This is a genomic window from Streptomyces sp. NPDC059866 (assembly GCF_042731325.1).
Taxonomy (GTDB): Bacteria; Actinomycetota; Actinomycetes; order Streptomycetales; family Streptomycetaceae; genus Streptomyces; species Streptomyces flavusporus.
The window spans coordinates 1,276-17,783 of sequence record NZ_JBHWJT010000074.1 but is presented as its reverse complement, the minus strand read 5'-3'; the positions used below and the strand labels follow the sequence as shown (position 1 = coordinate 17,783).

The window sequence follows — 16,508 nt, the reverse complement described above, 5'->3', positions numbered from 1 at the left end:
CACCTCGGGTGTGCGGCTCGATCAGCGACTCCAGCGCGGGCAGCAGACCAGGGTCGGTGTCCGTCAGCCGCTTGCGGCCCGCACCTGGAGCCCGGACCCGCAGGGTCGGTGAGGGGCAACCGGCCAACTCGGCCATGCCTCGCGCGATGGTTGCCGCGCTGGTGCCGGAGGCGGCGGCGACCCGGACGATCCCGCCGCGGCCGAGGGCCGTCGCCTCACTGGCCAGGTACAACCGACGGCGGCGCTCATCAAGGTGCGGCAGGATCTGATCGAACTTGGCTCGCAGAGCACGAGCCGCAACGCGGCCTGACGGACACGAGGTCATATCTCAGACTCCCACCAACACCCCTCTGCCGAGCACTAATTGAAATACGGGCCCCAGGACGCATCGAGAACGCCCAGGTCGGCGTGTTCCTCGCCCTGGCCACCAGCCGGGGACGGGCCCTGATCGACCGACGGCTCTACCTCCCAGAGCAGTCCTGGTGCACTGATCCCGAACGCCGCAACGCGGCCGGGATACCCGAGACGGTGCAGTTCGCCACCAAGCCCCGTCTGGCCGAAGAGATGATCACAGCCGCGCTGGACGCCGGGATCACCGCCTCCTGGGTGACCGGCGACGAAGCCTACGGCCAGGACCCCCAGCTCCGCGCCGCCCTCGAGGCACGCGGCATCGGCTACGTGATGGCCGTCGCCTGCTCGACCCGGGTGAGGATCAACCACGGCCGCACGCCCGTCCGCGCGGATACCGTCGCCGGCCGCCTGCCCGCCACGGCCTGGCACCGTCAGAGCGCCGGAAACGGCGCGAAAGGCCCGCGCTACTACGACTGGGCCTGGCTCCACATCGGCACCGGCAGCCATCGCCACCTACTCATCCGACGTAACCGGTCCACCGGCGAACTCGCCTTCTACCTGTGCTGGTCACCCACCGAGGTGCCCCTGTCCGAACTCGTCCGTGTCGCCGGTGTCCGTTGGAGCGTCGAGGAGTGTTTCCAGGCCGCCAAGAGCCAGGTCGGACTCGACCACTACCAGGTCAGGCACTGGACCTCATGGCACCGGCACATCACGCTCGCCATGCTTGCCCTGGCCTTCCTGACCGCCCTCGCCGCCGACGCGGCACCCGAACCGCCCGCCGATGCACACCACCCCGCCCGCAGCCGCGATCCGATCACCCTGACCGTCCCGGAAATCCGCCACCTGCTCACCGCCATCTTCCACCCACCGGCCGTAACAGCGGCCAGGCTGCTGCACTGGTCCAACTGGCGCAGACGCCACCAGGCAACAGCCCGACGCAGCCACTACCGACGACGGACCGTCGACGAACCCGCTGGATAGCTCACGAAACCACACTGGAGTACTAGTGCCGCGTCAGCCAACGTTCGCCCTGTTGCTGGCTGGCGGTGTCAGCCCGTGCTGAGTGGCGCGGCTTACTCGACCTCGAGCTGGTGGTCGGCCCAGACGTAGCTTTCGGGCAGCAAGTCGGTGATGAGGACGGTCCGGATGCGGTCGTCTCCGCCCACGATGACCTTGAGGGCGGGGAAGTAGTCGAGAAGGACCTGACGGCACCGTCCGCACGGGGGAACGACCCCTCGGTCGCGGTCGCCCACGGCGACGATTGTGTCCAGCTCGTAGGCGCCCTGGGCGGCTGCCGCGCCGACGAGGACCAGCTCGGCGCAGGGGCCTCCCGTGAAGTGGTAGGCGTTCACCGCGGTGACGATCCGGCCGTCGCTGGCGCGGGCTGCGGCTGCCATGGTGTGGTTGTCGCCCCGGCAGCGAGTGCGCGCGACGTGCGCCGCGGCCTGGATGAGGTCGTGGTCGACGGGGTGGGTCTGCGTGGTCATCTTCTCTGCCTTCGTCGGGTGTCAGGCGACGTTGACCCGCGTGACTAGGGTGCGCAAGCGAATATCGGCGGTGTGCTTGTTCCGCCAGATGATGTAGCGGCGGATCATGCTGCCCTGCTCCTTGTGGCTGGCGTGGTCGGTGCCGTCCAGCGTGAAGTAGCGCAGAGCGGTGAACTGGGCCTCGATGCGGTTCAGCCAGGAGGAGTTGGTCGGCGTGTAGGCGAGCTCCACGTTGTTGGCCTCAGCCCAGTCACCGACCCGGGTGTCCTTCGTCGTGGTCAGGTGGGGGGAGAAGTTGTCGAGCACGATCGCGATGCGGATCTTCGGCGGGTAGAGGCTGCGCAGGTAGCGGCAGAACTCCAGGAACCTCGTGCGGTTCTTCGTCGGCTTGATGTGACCGTAGAGCTTGTTCTTGCCCAGGTCGTAGGCGGCGAGCAGGTGCCGGACCCCGTGCGGTCGGGTGTAGGTCGCCCGCCGGCGGGGCCGGGGTTCCCGCTCGGGATCCTTGTGCCGTCCTCCGCGTTCGGCCCACTGCCGTCCCGGATGGGGCTGGAGGTTCAGCGGCCCGAACTCGTCCATGCAAAAGATGACTTCAGGCTCGCCGTCGTCGGGTATGACCTCGCCGTCGGCGATCGCGTACAGGTGCTCAACGCGGGCTTTCTTGGCGGCGTAGTCGGGGTCGCGGGAGGTCTTCCAGGTCTTTATGCGTTGAAACGAGATGCCCTCCTCGCGGAGCAGGACCCGAAGGCCCTCGTGGCTGATGTCGTCGACCACCCCCTCGGCGACCAGGAAGTCGGCCAGCTTGACCAGGCTCCAGGTCGAAAACGGCAGGCCGTGCTCGGCCGGCTTGGACTTGGCGATCTTCTTGATCTCCCGGCGCTCAGGCAGGGTGAACGCTCTAGGCCGGCCGCCCTTGTATTTGGGGTAGAGGGAGTCGAAGCCGTCGGCGTTGAAGTTGTGGATCACGTCCCGGACCCGGTCCGGGCTGGTGAACGTCACCTCGGCGATCTTTGCCACGGGCATGCCCTGTGCGGACAGCAGCACCATCTGGGCCCGCCGCCAGGTCACCACCGACCCGCTGCCTCTGCGGATGATCCGCAACAGGCGCTGCCCCTCGTCGTCATCGATCTCGCGGACGCCTACTCGTTCTGCCACCCGGACAGCCTGACGACGCCGCGCCGTCCGGACCAGCATCCAAACGGCGCGTCACATCACTACGGGGCAAAGGTTGTCTGATGCGGCACTAGGTGGCCGAGCGGACCTTCGGCTGGCTCATGCACCACCGCCGACTCGCCCGCGACTACGAAACCCACCCCCACCGCTCCGAAGCCATAATCCACATCGCGATGATCGACCTGATAAGCCGACGCCTCACCCGCGAATCCACCCCGAACTGGCGCGACACCTAAACCTCGAACCAAACAACTCCGCCGGGACAAAACGCTCTTTTACGCGGCCCGGGCCGGGCGCTTCGTCCCCGGTGTCGGGCAACTGCAGATCCGGAGCGACGAAGCCGGGGCGTAGCACTGCGCAGGTCTCACGGATGCAGGACCGCTTCCCCTTGGACCCGGATCCCCGTCCGCTCACCGGGTTCTACGGTGAGCGGACCGGCCGCGCGGACTTCCACCGGGGCGTCCAGGCCGTCGACGGTCACGGTGACCATGGCGTCGTGGCCGTAGAAGCGCACTTCGGTGACGGTGCCGCCGACTGCGGCGGCCGCGGGGTCGGTGAGTTCCAGTTGCTCCGGGCGCAGCAGCACTGTGCCCGTACCCGTAGCTGTTTCCGCTCCCGCGTCCTTGACGAGCGGGACGGTGCCCAGAGCCGTATCCGCCGACTCCCTGGTGCGCGCGGTGGCCCGCAACAGGACGGCGTCGCCGACGAAACCGGCGACCCAGGGGTCGGCCGGGCGCCGGTAGACCTGTTGCGGGGTGTCGCACTGGGCCACGCGGCCGTTCCGTACGACGGCGACGAGGTCGACGGTGGACAGGGCTTCCTGCTGGTCGTGGGTGACCAGGACGGCGGTGGCCCCGCTGAGCCGCAGGGCTGTGCGGACGTCGGCGCGGACTCCCGCACGCAGGACGCTGTCCAGGGCGTTGAACGGCTCGTCCAGCAGGACCAGTGCCGGGCGGGGTGCCAGGGCTCGGGCCAGGGCGATGCGTTGTTGCTGACCGCCGGACAGTTCGTGGGGCATCCGGTCGCCGTAGCCGGCCAGTCCCACCAGTTCCAGCATCTCCTCCGTGCGGTGGCGGCGTGCGGTCCGGTCAAGGCCAGTCAGGCCGAAGGCCACATTGCGTGCCACGCTCAAGTGCGGGAACAGCGCGCCCTCTTGGGGGACGATGCCGATGCGGCGCCGTTCGGGCGGCAGATGGACTCCGGGGCCGGTCAGGACACGTTCACCGACGGTGACGCTGCCGGCGTCGGCGCGCAGGAAGCCGGCGATGATGCGCAGCAGGGTGGTCTTGCCGCAGCCGGAAGGGCCGAGCACCGCGGCCAGGGCGCCGCCGGGGACGGTGAGGTCGAGTCCGTCGAGGACAGGCGGGGCGTGGGGACCGTAGGACTTGGTCAGTCCTTCGATGCGCAGTTCGTTCATGTGCGGTGCCTCCCGAGGAGGTAGGAGGGGATCGCGGCCAGCAGGATCAGCGCGGCGGCGTACGGGGCCGCGGCGGCGTAGGAGGCGGTGCCGGTCTCCGTCCACAGGCGGGTGGCCAGTGTGTCCATGCCGGTGGGGCGCAGCAGCAGGGTGGCGGGGAGTTCCTTCATGCACACCACGAAGGTCAGCGCGGCTCCCGCCGCCACGCCGGGCGCCGCCAGCGGCACGGTGACCTCGCGCAGCACCCGCCAAGGCCCGCGGCCCAACGACCTTGCCACGTCCTCCAATCCGGGCGGTGCCTGGAGTACGGCGGAGCGCGTGGCGGCGACCGCGACGGGCAGGAACAGCACGGCGTACGCGCCGACCAGCAGCGGGAGTTCCTGGTACAGCGGGTGGGCGTAGCGCACCGCGAAGAAGACGAGCGACAGGGCGATGGTGATGCCCGGCAGGGCGTGGCCCGCATAGGTGGCCTGTTCGAGCAGGTGGGCGATCCGGCCCCGGTGACGGGCGGCGATCACCCCGATGGGCAGGGCGAGCAGGGTGGTCAGCGCGGCGCCCGCGGCCGCGACGCCGAGGGTGGCCGTGGCGGTTTCGGCGAGCCGTGCCGGGTCCCAGGTCGCGGAGTTGCCGACGGCCAGCCAGTAGCCGAGCGTGGCGAGCGGGAACGCGACGGCGGCGGCCGTGACGGCGCCGCACCAACTCAGCGACGGCACCAGCCACTTCCCCAACGGGGCGGGGCCCGCCGAGCGAGCGGTGCCGCTGCCGGTCCGCGCGTACTCGGCCCGACCGCGGGTGCGCGCCTCGGCGGCGACCAGGGCCACGGTGAGCACCACCAGGACGACGCTGAGCGCGGCGGCCGGGGTCCGGTCGAAGGACGCCCGGTACGAGGTGTAGATGCCGCGGGTGAAGGTGTCGTACCGCATCAGCGAGACCGCGCCGAAGTCGGAGAACACGTACAGCGCCACCAGGACCGCGCCGCCGGCCGCTGCCGGGCGCAGTTGGGGGAGGGTGACGCGCCAGAAGGTGCGCAGGGGACCGAGGCCGAGAGAGCGGGCCGCCTCCTCCTGCGCGGGGTCGATGCGGCGCAGCACGGCGGCGACGGGTAGATGGACGTACGGGAAGCTCACCAGGGTCAGCGACAGGGCGGACCCGGTGAAGCCGGCCAGTTGTGGGGCGGCGGACAGCCAGGCGAAGGCGGCGACGTAACTCGGCACGGCCAGCGGCAGGGTCACCAGCACCGCCCAGCCGCGCGCCCACGGCAGGGCGGTCCGGGTGGTCAGCCAGGCCAGCGAGACGCCGAGGACCAGGCAGGCCGCCACGACGACCGCGGCCAGGGCGATGCTGCGGCCGAGCAGCAGGGCGGCGCGCTCGGTGGTGACGATGCTCCAGGCGTAACCCGGCCCGCGTTCCAGGGCGCGCACGCAGAGGTAGACGAGCGGGAGCAGCGCGAACGCGGCGGCCACCACCGCCGGAAGGCCCAGCACCCACGGAACCCGCCCGGCCGGCCGGAGCCGCGGGGCCGGGCGGGTGCGGGAGTCTTTCGTGACGGACGTACCCGTCTCCATCGGCTGACCGGGCCTCAGACCAGTCCGGCTTCCTGGAGCATGGCCAGTGTCTCCTTGACCGAGTCGAGTTCGCCGAGGTTGATCTTGGGCGCCTGGAGGGAGTCGAGCGCGGGCAGGCCCTCCGCCGGAGCGACCCCCGCGGACAGCGGGTACTCCTTGGTCTCCTCGGCGAAGTAGCTCTGGGCCTCCTCGCCGAGCAGGAAGTCCGCCGCCTGCTGCGCGTAGTCGGCCTCCTTCTTGTCGGCGCCCTTCAGCAGACCCACGCCGGCGACGTTGACCAGACCGCCCGGGTCGCCGTCGGGCAGGAAGTGGAGCTTGGCGGTGAGCTCGCCCTCGCCCTCCTCCGCGGCCTTCTCGTACCAGTAGTAGTGGTTGATGAGCCCGACGGAGACCTCCCCGGAGTCCACTGCCTCGAGGATCTCGGTGTTCTTCTCGTACGCCTTCGGCGAGTTGGCCTTGAGGCCCTTCAGCCAGTCGCGGGTGACGTCGTCGCCTTCGAGGACGCGCATACCGGTGACGAACGCCTGGAAGGAGGCGTTGTTCGGCGCGAACCCGATGCGGCCCTTCCACTCCGGCTCGGTCAGCTCCTGCACGCTGTCCGGGGGCGTGGAGACCTTGCCCGGGTGGTACGCGAGGACGCGGACGCGCCCGGAGACGCCGACCCAGTCACCTTCACCGCCCCGGTAGGCCGCGTCGACCTTGTCGAGCGTCGACTGCGGGAGCGCCGTCAGCACGCCTTCCTTCGACAGGGCGCCGAGGGCACCGGCGTCCTGCGAGAAGAACAGCCCGGCCTCGGTCTTGTCGCCCTCCTCCAGGATCTGGGCGGCCAGTTCGGCGCTGTCGCCATAACGCACCTCGACGTTGGCGTCGAGCTTCTTCTCCAGCTTCTCCAGCAGGGGTTCGACCAGGTCCTCGTTGCGGCCGGAGTAGATGACCAGGTCGGCCGGCTCATCACTGCAGGCCGCGAGTGCCGGGGCCAGCAGGCCGAGGGCGAGGAGCGGTACGGCGAGACGTCTGGCCGAGGGGCGTCGCATGGTGAAGCCTTCCTGACATGGCTCACTTCCGGTGCCGGACAATGCGCGTGGGGACGGCGAAGGGGAGCGAGCGGGAGCGGTGCCGCGAAGGAACCTGTGAACGAGCTATGAATAAGGTAAAGCTAACCTCACCGTCAAGAACGGCTTGATAACGGCGGTTGCCCGACTTGCAGGGCACGCTCCTGTGCGCTTCCTATGCATCGCCTGTGACCTTTCTGTGTCTTTCCTTATAGGTTAGGCATACCTAATATGCGCCTGTGCTCCTCCCCTCTGACCTGCTCTCCGGTATGCCCGGCGCCAAGTCGCCGCTGTTCGCCGGACGTCTCGCCGCGTACGGCGACCGCACCGCCCTGCTGACCGCCGACGCCGACGCCGAACTGTCCTACCGTGAACTGGCCGAAAAGGTCGCACGGATGGCCGCACGTCTGGGGACTCATCGGCGACTTGTGCTGCTGGCCGGCGCCAACACGGTCGACGCCCTGGTCACCTACCTCGCCGCGCTCGCCGCCGGCCACCCCGTCCTGCTGGTCCCCGGCGACAACGACGAGGCGGTGAAGTCCCTGACGGCTGCCTACGACCCGGATGTCGTGGTCCGCGCCGACCGCTCGGGACAGTGGCAGCTGGACGAACGGCGGGTGCTGTCCGCACACGAACTACACCCGGACCTCGCCCTGTTGCTGAGCACCTCCGGCTCCACCGGATCGCCCAAACTGGTGCGCCTGTCGTACGCGAACCTGCAGGCCAACGCCGAGTCCATCGCCACGTACCTGGACATCCGCGAAGCCGACCGCGCCGCCACCACCCTGCCCCTGCACTACTGCTACGGCCTGTCGGTGATCAACAGCCACCTGCTGCGCGGCGCCACCCTGATCCTCACCGACCTCTCCGTCGCCGACGACGGCTTCTGGGACCTCTTCCGCGCCGCACGCGGCACCACCTTCGCCGCGGTCCCCTACACCTTCGACCTGCTCGACCGGACCGGCTTCGCCGAACTACGCCTGCCTCACCTGCGGTACATCACCCAGGCAGGCGGACGGCTCGCACCCGACCGGGTCAGCCACTACGCCGAGCTGGGCCGGCGCAACGGCTGGGACCTGTACGTGATGTACGGCCAGACCGAGGCCACCGCCCGTATGGCCTACTTGCCCCCGCACCTCGCCGCGACCCACCCCGAGGCGATCGGCGTCCCCATACCCGGCGGCTCCTTCCACCTGGAGCCCCACCCCGACTGGCTCGGCCAGGACACCGGCGAACTGGTCTACTCGGGCCCGAACGTCATGCTCGGCTATGCAGAGCACCCCTCGGACCTCGCCCTGGGCCGCACCACCCACGAACTCCACACCGGCGACATCGCCCGGCGCACCCCCGACGGGCTGTACGAAATAGTCGGCCGCAGCAGCCATTTCGCGAAGATCCTGGGCCTACGGATCGCCCCGGAGCGCGTCGAGGCGCTGCTGCACCGCCACGGCTTCAGCGCCCTCTGCGCCGGCGCCGACGACACACTGGTGGTCGCCGTGGCAGCCGCGAGCGGCGACACCGACCCGGGTCGGGTGCGGCGTATCGTGACCGGCGAATGCGGGCTCCCATCCCGGGCCGTCGCCGTCCACCTCCTGCCCGAACTGCCCCGGCTGCCCACGGGCAAGCCGGACTACCAGGCCGTACGAAAGCTCGGCAGTGCCCCCACATCGACGCCGGGTGGACAACCCTCGGGTACGTCGGACCTGTGCAGGCTGTACGCCGAGATACTCGACCGCACAGACGTCACCGAGGACAGCAGCTTCGTGTCGCTGGGCGGCGACTCACTGTCGTACGTCGAGATGTCGCTCAACCTGGAGCGGACGCTCGGCCATCTGCCGCCGGACTGGCACACCAGACCCATCCGCACCCTCCACCGACCCGAGCCCACCCAGCCGGCACCGCACAAGGGCTCGCGGAGACACACCCTAGAGACCGGCATCGCCCTGCGCGCAGCGGCCATCGTCCTCATCGTCGGCTCGCACATCCACGTCTTCTACGTCAAGGGCGGCGCCCACCTGCTGCTGGCCGTCGCGGGCTACAACCTCGCCCGCTTCCACCTCACCCCGTCCGCCGAACGCCGCGAACGCGTCCGTCATGGACTGCGCAGCATCGCCCGCATCGTCCTGCCCAGCCTGGCCTGGATCGCCCTCGTCCTTCCGCTCACCGACGACTACGGCCTCACCAACCTCCTCCTGCTGCACAGCGTCCTCGGCCCGCACGACAGCGACACGGCCATGCACTTCTGGTTCATCGAAGCACTCACCTACATCCTGCTGGCCGCCGTCGCCCTGCTCAGCCTGCGCATCGTGGACCGCGCCGAGAGACGGTTCCCGTTCGCCCTCCCCATGACGATCGCGGCACTGGGGCTCATCACCCGCTACGACCTCCTGGGTCTGCGCGACCGTATCCACATCCCGTCCGCGGCCGTGGTCTTCTGGCTGTTCGCGCTGGGCTGGGCCGCGGCGAAGGCGGACACGACCCGTCAGCGCGTGCTGGTCACTGCGGCGGCGGTGGCCACGATCCCCGGCTTCTTCCCCGGCGAACCGTTCCGGGACGCCGTCATCACGGCCGGCTTCGTCCTCCTCTTGTGGGTACACAACTTGCCGAGCCTGGGACCCGTCAACACCGTGGCCGGCGTACTGGCGAGCAGTTCCCTGTACATCTACCTGACTCACTGGCAGATCTACCCCCTGATCGACGACCTCTCGGGGTGGCTGGCACTGCTCGCCTCGCTCCTGTTCGGCATCGGGTACGCCGCGGTGGCCAACCGGGCGATGCGGCAACTATCCGGACTACGAGCGCCGCGCCAGCGGCGAGGAGCGGAAACCGAGTAGTGCGGGCCGTGGCCGACTGAGCTGTCCCGACGGCACTGTCACGTTGGCTGACCGGGTGGGATGATCTTCGGGTTGATCATGGTGGGAGGGGGGATCGTCCGTGGGGAGTGCGTCGGCGTCGTACAGGGGGCACCGGTACCCGGTCGAGGTGATCTCCCACTGTGTGTGGCTGTATTTCCGGTTCCCGCTCAGCTTCCGTGAGGTGGAGGAGATGATGCTTCAGCGCGGCGTGATCGTCTCCTATGAGACGGTCCGGCGGTGGTGCGCCAAGTTCGGGCAGGCCTACGCCGACGGGCTGCGTCGCCGCCGGCCCCGGCCCGGTGATAAGTGGCATCTGGACGAGGTGTTCATCAAGATCAACGGCGAGCTGAAGCATCTGTGGGGGGCCGTCGACGCCGGCGGCAACGTGCTCGACATCCTCGTGCAGAACCGGCGGGACAAGGTCGCTGCCAGGCGCTTCTTCCGCAGGCTGATGAAGAAGACGCGTGCGGTGCCGCGGGTGGTCGTCACGGACAAGCTCCGTTCCTACGGCGCGGCCCACCGTGAGGTCATGCCCTCGGTGGAGCACCGCTCGCACAAGGGCCTGAACAACCGGGCCGAGAACAGTCATCAGCCGACGAGGCAGCGTGAACGTGCGATGAAGGGCTTCCGCTCCGTCGGCGGGGCGCAGCGGTTCCTGTTCACGTTCAGCGGCATCTCACCGCACTTCCGGCCCCGCCGCCACCTGATGACAGCCTCCGACCATCGAGCTGAGATGACCGTCCGCTTCGCGATCTGGGACCACGTCACCGGAGTGGTCGGCGCGGCCGCAACGGCCTGACCCAGGGCTGACACCCGAGCCGACCACGCCCTGGCACGTCATCAGCCCACGCACACCCAACAACGTGACAACGCCGATGCGCGAGTTCATCGCCGACCACGCGGACTGGCTCACTGTCTTCCAGCTGCCGAGTTACTCGCCGGACCTGAACCCGCAAGAGGGCATCTGGTCGCTGGTCAAGCGCGGCATTCGGCAACCTCGCTGCTGCGACCAGGGCGCCCCGAAGGACCGGACGGCCACTCCAGCCAAGCCACGGTCGGCAAGCTGCTTTGAAGCCACATCCGGCCCTCTCGGGCCACCGAACAACTTACGGAGCTGCTTCGGCGCGAGTGATCATGGCCTCTAAGCTTCCGGCGCGTCGGGCCGAAACGCAGGAATCGCATGGGCAGTGTCCTGCCGACCTGATCGACGGCGGCGTACTCCGTCTCCCTGTACATCCCTTAGGTCGACGCTCACGGCGGGTTGAAAGTGAGCGTGGACATGACATCACACGTGTAGAACGCCGAGGAGGGGGTGCGCGGCGAACTTGGCGTGACGGGCGAGCCGCGAGAGCGAACCAACAGGCTTTTGCGCAGGCGGGAGAAGGTGTGGCCGAGTTGGAACGGCAAAGGCTTGGCAAATAAGTTGAATGTCGCAATTGCCAAAGAAAAGCAATGAATGTCCGATAGTCCTGCATACTGGAGCTCATCTCGTACGTCCGTACGGGGAGGGAGTGATCGAGTTGACGGTCGGGTGGGACGAGAGCGGGGGCCTCGTCGATGTCTACGAGCGGATCCTTGCGGGTGAGGCGGTCGAAGACGTGGTCGGAATCGTCAGGACCCCGATCCTGACCTCCTGGCAGCGGTGCAAGTCGCTGGGGCTCGTCCCGGACCGGCTCATCCTCACCTGCGAGCAGGACCTGGACCTGGACCTGGACGGACGGCTGCTGACCGCCGCGACCCCGGTCCTGGACCGGCTGGAGGCCGCGCTGGACGGACCGCCGGTGAGCGTGATCCTCACCGACGCACAGGCACGCGTGCTGTCGCGCCGGGCCGGCGACGCGGAGTTGAACAGGCACCTGGACGCGGCGCACATCGTCCAGGGCTTCGGCTTCCCCGAGTCCAGCGCCGGCACCAACGCCGTCGGCACCGCGCTGGCCGAGCGCCGCCCGGTCTACGTCCTGGGCCGTGAGCACTTCGCGGACTGCATGCAGCAGCTCGCCTGCGCCGGCGCGCCCATCCGTGATCCGCTCAGTGGCCGTGTCGAGGGGGTCCTGGACCTCACCTGCTTCCGACGGCACTCGGATCCGGTGATGCTGCCCCTCGTGCAGCAGGCCGCCAACGAGATCGAACAGCGGCTGCTCGAACAGTCCTCGAAGCGCGAGCGGGAACTGCTCGCCGAGTTCCTCCGCACCCGGCGGGCCGCCGGAGAACCCGTAGGAGAACCCGTCGGACCGCACGGGGAGCCCCTGCCCGGCCCGGCACCGGGCGCGGACCTGATCGCCCCCGCCCAACCCGTCCTCCCCATCGACCCCATCGACCAAACCGTCCTCCGGGAGAAGGCCCAGGAGCTGATCGCCGCCCCGCACCAGGTGGCCACCGAGGTGACGCTGTCCGGCGGCCGGACCGCGGTGCTGCTCTGCCGCGAGGTGTGCGCCGCCTCCGGCGAGGCCGGGATCGTCGTGGAAGCCGCCATCGCCGCCGGCGCCGGGCCTCAGTTCCGTATACCGGCGCCCTCAGGACCCGAGACCTCCCGCGCGAGTACCTTGGCGACCGAGGTGACGGCGCCGCCGCCGACGGCGGCGGCCGCGGCATCCCGGGGTCCCGCCGCCGCGGCAGCGGCCGCGACGGGTCCGACGGAGCTGATCGAGAAACACCGGCTCGGCAAGCACCAGATCGGGAAGCGCCAGGTCGGACAGCACGAGGCCGAGGCGGAGATCCAGGGGGCGGCCCATCCGCCGGCGCCGGAACCCGGGCAATCCGTGCAGGCGCCCGGTCAGGTCCCCCACACCCATGCCGGCCTGTTGCTCCTGGGCGAGCCGGGAGTCGGCCGGCTCGCCCTGCTGGCCCGGAAGCGGCTGGAACTGCTGTACGACGCCAGCGCGGGCATCGGCCGGACCCTCGACGTGACCCGTACGGCGGAGGAGCTGGTGGAGACGGTGGTGCCGCGGTTCGCCGACTTCGTCGCCGTCGACCTGCCCGACTCGGTGCTGCGCGGCGAGGAACCCGTCGACATCGACGAGGGACTGCGGCGGGTGGCGCTCGGGGCGATACGCGAGGGCTCGCATCTCTACGCCGTCGGCGAAAAGGTCAGCTGGCTCCCCGCCTCACCGCAGGCGCGCTGCCTGGAGACAGCCAGCCCCGTGCTGGAGCCGGACCTGAGCCGGGCCGCCGACTGGATGGCCAACGACCCGGGACGCAGCCGGAAGGTCCTCGAGTCCGGAGTCCACTCCCTGATCACCGTGCCGCTGCGGGCCCGCGGGGTCATCCTCGGTGTGGTCAGCTTCTACCGTGCCGAACGCTTCGGCGCCTTCGAGGACGACGACCTGTGGCTCGCCGGCGAGCTGGCCGGCCGGGCCGCGGTCTGCATCGACAACGCCCGCCGCTTCACCCGCGAGCACACCATGGCCCTGGCGGTGCAGCGCAGCCTCCTCCCACGGGGCCTGCCCGTCCAGGACGCCGTCGAGGTCGCGCACCGCTACCTGCCCGCACAGGCCGGTGTGGGCGGCGACTGGTTCGACATCATCCCGCTGTCCGGCAACCGAGTGGCGCTCGTCGTGGGTGACGTCGTCGGCCACGGCGTGCATGCCGCCACCACCATGGGACGACTGCGCACCGCCGTGCACAACTTCTCCGCCCTCGACCTGCCGCCCGAGGAACTCCTCACCCACCTCGACGACCTGGTCGGCCGCCTGGACGCGGACAGTGGCGGAAACGGCGGGATCATCGGTGCCACCTGCCTGTACGCGGTGTACGACCCGGTGTCCCGGCGCTGCACGTTCGCCCGGGCCGGCCACCCCCCGCCCGCACTCGTGCTGCCCGACGGCACCGTCGACTTCGTCGACGTGCCCGCAGGCCCGCCGCTGGGCCTTGGCGGACTGCCCTTCGAGCCCTATGAGACCGAGGTGCCCGAGAGCAGCAGGATCGTCCTCTACACCGATGGGCTCATCGAGCAGCGCGGCCAGGACCTCGACACCCGGCTCGGCCTGCTGTGCCGCGCACTCGCCACCACCCGGCCGCCCGCCGACTCGCCGGAGGAGACCTGCGGGGCCGTCCTGGACGCTCTGCTCCCCGCCCACCCCGGCGACGACATCGCCCTGCTCGTCGCCCGGACCCGCGCCCTCGACGCCGAGCGCACGGTGCACTGGGACGTGTCGGCCGACCCGGCCGAAGTCCCACGGGTCCGCGCGGCAGTCACCGAACAGCTCAAGAAGTGGGACCTCGTCGAGCAGGTGCCCACCACCGAGCTGATCGTCAGCGAGCTGGTCACCAACGCCATCCGGTACGGCGGTGCCCCCATCCGGCTGCGGCTGATCCGCGATCACACGCTGATCTGCGAGGTGACGGACGGCAGCAGCACATCTCCGCGCCTGCGGCGTGCCCGCATGACGGACGAGGGCGGCCGCGGCCTCTTCCTCGTGGCCCAGCTCGCAGAACGCTGGGGCACGCGCTACACGGCCGACGGCAAGGTCATCTGGACCGAACAGCCACTGCCTCCGGACGGGCCGGGCGGCTCGGGGCGTTCGGGGGGCTCCGTCCAAGCTTGACTCTGTCGGGGATCTTGGTGACGTAGAGGTCAACTACTGGTGGCTCGCCAGGACTTCAGCCGAGGGATCCCGTGCTGGTCCAGGAAGTTCTGGAATGCGGTCGGTGGCCGGGACTGGGGTGCTTCGTCGGTCGGCGGCACACCGCTGAGGCGCTCGATGTTCACCGCGATGGCCGTGAAGATGTGCTGTAGGTGGGCCTTCGGCTGTCCGCGGTAGCGGCAGCGGCGCATGCCGTGTCCATGGGCGAACTCGTTGACGGTGCCCTCGACTCCGGAGCGGACCGCATACCGGGCCTGCCAGTCGGGCGTCTGCTGCTCGGTGCGGACGCGGCGTTGCAGGTCGCGGAGTTCTCGTGGGGGAAAGCCCACGGTGCGGGTGCTTTCGCGGGAGGTGGTGCACTGGGCACGGGCCGGGCAGGGCCGGCACTGGCTCTTGGTGAACCTGGCCACGATCAGCGGGGCCGCGGTGGGTGAGGAGGTCGGGTAGGGGCCGTGCCAGCCCTGGCTGACCTGACCCTGGGGGCAAGTGACCTGCTGGCGGTCGTAGTCGATGTGGAAGTCGTCCCGGGCGAAGCCCTCGCCTCGGCGGTGTTGGCGGGTGGGGTTGCTCCGGAGTGGCCCGGAGACGGTGACCTGGTGTTCACGGGTGGCTTGTTCCAGGTGGGGCAGGGAGGTGTAGCCGGCGTCGACCAGATGCTCGGCGGGCAGCAGTCCGCGGCGTGACAGGCGGGTGTGGATGCCGGGCAGGACCTGACTGTCGTGGGTGGTGGCCGTGGCGGTGGCCACATCCGTGATCACGTTGGGGCCGTCGGGAGCACAGGTCTCGGTCAGGTGAGCGGAGAACCCCTTCCAGCTGATGATGTGTCCGTGCCGTGCGTAGCGGGCCGAGGTGTCGTAAGGAGAGACGATCGCCCGGGACGAGGGCGGCAGCCCGGGCCCGCCTTCCGTCTCGGTGGTGCGCCAGCGCAGGTGTCCTGCGGCGTCACGGTGGTAGTTCTGCACCATGATCTGGCGCAGGGCCTGGATACGAGGGCCGGACGTGCGGTCTGCTCCGTGACGGTAGAGGTGTTCCAGGAGCCGGACGGCGTCGTTTCCGGTGGCAAGGGTCCTGGTCTTGGGCTTGGTGGGGTTCTTGCCCAGGCGGACCGGGCGGCCGTAGCGGCGCCCCCAGTCCTCGTCGACCAGCTTGTCCAGCAGGTGAGGGGAGGTGCCGGCGACTTCTTCCAGTGCGGCGCGGACCGCCTCGGTGATCAGCTCCAGGCGGGTCAGGTCGCGCACCGCGGCCAGGACGTGGGTGGAGTCGGTGCGCTGTGTGGTGCGCTCGCGTACCAGGCCGGCCTTCTTGAGGCGGGCCAGCGCGAGGTCGAGGAGGCGGTCGGCACGATCCCCCTCGGTGAGACGGTTTCGGAAGTCGGCCAGCACGCTGTGGTGGAAGCCGGGGTCATCCAGCTCCATGGCCAGCGCGTACTTGAAGTCGATGCGGCAGCGGACCGCCTCGGCAGCCTGCCGGTCCGACAGGCCGAGCAGGAACTGCAGCACACAGACGGTGGCCAGTTGAGCAGGCGAGAGACCCGGACGCCCGTCCCGCGGGTACCAGTCGATGAAGTCCTCGTCGCACCACAGCCCGTCCAGCCGGTCACGCACCCATATCGCCGTCGTGCCGCCCGGGTTGCTCGCCCGCGCGACCTGCGCGGTCAGAGGCGGGACTTGCTCACCGGAACGCGGGCGGAGGGACAACGGGCACCTCGACAGCCGCATCGGTCATCGGAACCACCCGAGCATGCCCGTTGACGATGCTGCCGCACCGCGAAACTCCAAGATCCCCGACAGAGTCAAGCTCAGACACCTCACACCCTCAACAACGTGACAACGCCCGGCCGCGATCTGTTCATCAGCACGCCGCTCTCGCCCGCACCGGTGACCGCGTCTCCTGGCTGGTAGGGCCTCGCCCGTCAGCGGGAGATGTTCCGGGGTCCAGCAGGCCCGTCGGAACGCTCACGCTGTCCGGCGCCTGTCCGGGACACCAACGCACCAGCAGGTCAACGGCCGTGCGCTGTCCGGGACC

Annotated in this window: 10 protein-coding genes and 3 pseudogenes; 6 read left to right on the top strand and 7 right to left on the bottom strand. The window is 69.8% G+C overall.

What is annotated here, in order from left to right; translation table 11 throughout:
• Positions 1–325 (bottom strand): annotated as a pseudogene (locus tag ACFV7R_RS45180) (ISAzo13 family transposase); the annotation flags it as partial.
• A gap of 83 nt (positions 326–408) precedes the next feature.
• On the opposite strand from ACFV7R_RS45180, the gene ACFV7R_RS45175 reads away from it, so the two are divergent.
• Positions 409–1,332, top strand: coding sequence for an IS701 family transposase (locus ACFV7R_RS45175; RefSeq protein ID WP_385276091.1), 924 nt, complete (start codon positions 409–411; stop codon positions 1,330–1,332).
• 92 nt (positions 1,333–1,424) lie between these two features.
• On the opposite strand, the gene ACFV7R_RS45170 is transcribed toward ACFV7R_RS45175, so the two are convergent.
• Together ACFV7R_RS45170 and ACFV7R_RS45165 are read right to left on the bottom strand one after the other, a co-directional pair.
• Positions 1,425–1,838: a cytidine deaminase family protein gene (locus tag ACFV7R_RS45170; protein ID WP_385276088.1), complete on the bottom strand. Its 414-nt coding sequence runs from the start codon at positions 1,836–1,838 to the stop codon at positions 1,425–1,427.
• 21 nt (positions 1,839–1,859) lie between these two features.
• Complete coding sequence (locus ACFV7R_RS45165) at positions 1,860–2,993, bottom strand: IS630 family transposase (protein ID WP_385276085.1); 1,134 nt, start codon at positions 2,991–2,993, stop codon at positions 1,860–1,862.
• A 92-nt stretch (positions 2,994–3,085) separates the two neighbouring features.
• On the opposite strand from ACFV7R_RS45165, the pseudogene ACFV7R_RS45160 reads away from it, so the two are divergent.
• Positions 3,086–3,247: pseudogene (locus ACFV7R_RS45160) on the top strand (IS5/IS1182 family transposase); the annotation flags it as partial.
• Between the two features lie 128 nt (positions 3,248–3,375).
• On the opposite strand, the gene ACFV7R_RS45155 reads toward ACFV7R_RS45160, so the two are convergent.
• Genes ACFV7R_RS45155 through ACFV7R_RS45145 form a run of 3 tightly spaced genes read right to left on the bottom strand, consistent with a single transcriptional unit; the run spans position 3,376 to position 7,027 of the window.
• On the bottom strand, positions 3,376–4,428 hold the full coding sequence (locus ACFV7R_RS45155; RefSeq protein ID WP_385276082.1) for an ABC transporter ATP-binding protein: 1,053 nt from the start codon (positions 4,426–4,428) through the stop codon (positions 3,376–3,378).
• On the bottom strand, positions 4,425–5,993 hold the full coding sequence (locus ACFV7R_RS45150) for an ABC transporter permease (RefSeq protein ID WP_385276079.1): 1,569 nt from the start codon (positions 5,991–5,993) through the stop codon (positions 4,425–4,427). Before ACFV7R_RS45150 ends, ACFV7R_RS45155 begins: the two co-directional genes overlap by 4 nt.
• Positions 5,994–6,007: 14 nt before the next feature.
• On the bottom strand, positions 6,008–7,027 hold the full coding sequence (locus ACFV7R_RS45145; RefSeq protein WP_385276076.1) for an iron ABC transporter substrate-binding protein: 1,020 nt from the start codon (positions 7,025–7,027) through the stop codon (positions 6,008–6,010).
• A 257-nt stretch (positions 7,028–7,284) separates the two neighbouring features.
• Here ACFV7R_RS45145 and ACFV7R_RS45140 point away from each other — a divergent pair, with 257 nt between their 5' ends.
• From ACFV7R_RS45140 to ACFV7R_RS45125, 4 genes and pseudogenes are all read left to right on the top strand, one after another.
• Positions 7,285–9,879: an AMP-binding protein gene (locus ACFV7R_RS45140; RefSeq protein WP_385276073.1), complete on the top strand. Its 2,595-nt coding sequence runs from the start codon at positions 7,285–7,287 to the stop codon at positions 9,877–9,879.
• Positions 9,880–9,979: 100 nt separating this feature from the next.
• Positions 9,980–10,699, top strand: a complete 720-nt coding sequence (locus ACFV7R_RS45135; protein ID WP_385276070.1) for an IS6 family transposase — start codon at positions 9,980–9,982, stop codon at positions 10,697–10,699.
• 76 nt (positions 10,700–10,775) lie between these two features.
• Positions 10,776–10,886 (top strand): annotated as a pseudogene (locus ACFV7R_RS45130) (transposase); the annotation flags it as partial.
• Positions 10,887–11,411: 525 nt separating this feature from the next.
• Complete coding sequence (locus ACFV7R_RS45125; RefSeq protein ID WP_385276067.1) at positions 11,412–14,444, top strand: SpoIIE family protein phosphatase; 3,033 nt, start codon at positions 11,412–11,414, stop codon at positions 14,442–14,444.
• A 29-nt stretch (positions 14,445–14,473) separates the two neighbouring features.
• On the opposite strand, the gene ACFV7R_RS45120 is transcribed toward ACFV7R_RS45125, so the two are convergent.
• On the bottom strand, positions 14,474–16,180 hold the full coding sequence (locus ACFV7R_RS45120; protein WP_385276065.1) for an IS1182 family transposase: 1,707 nt from the start codon (positions 16,178–16,180) through the stop codon (positions 14,474–14,476).
• Between the last annotated feature and the right edge of the window lie 328 nt (positions 16,181–16,508).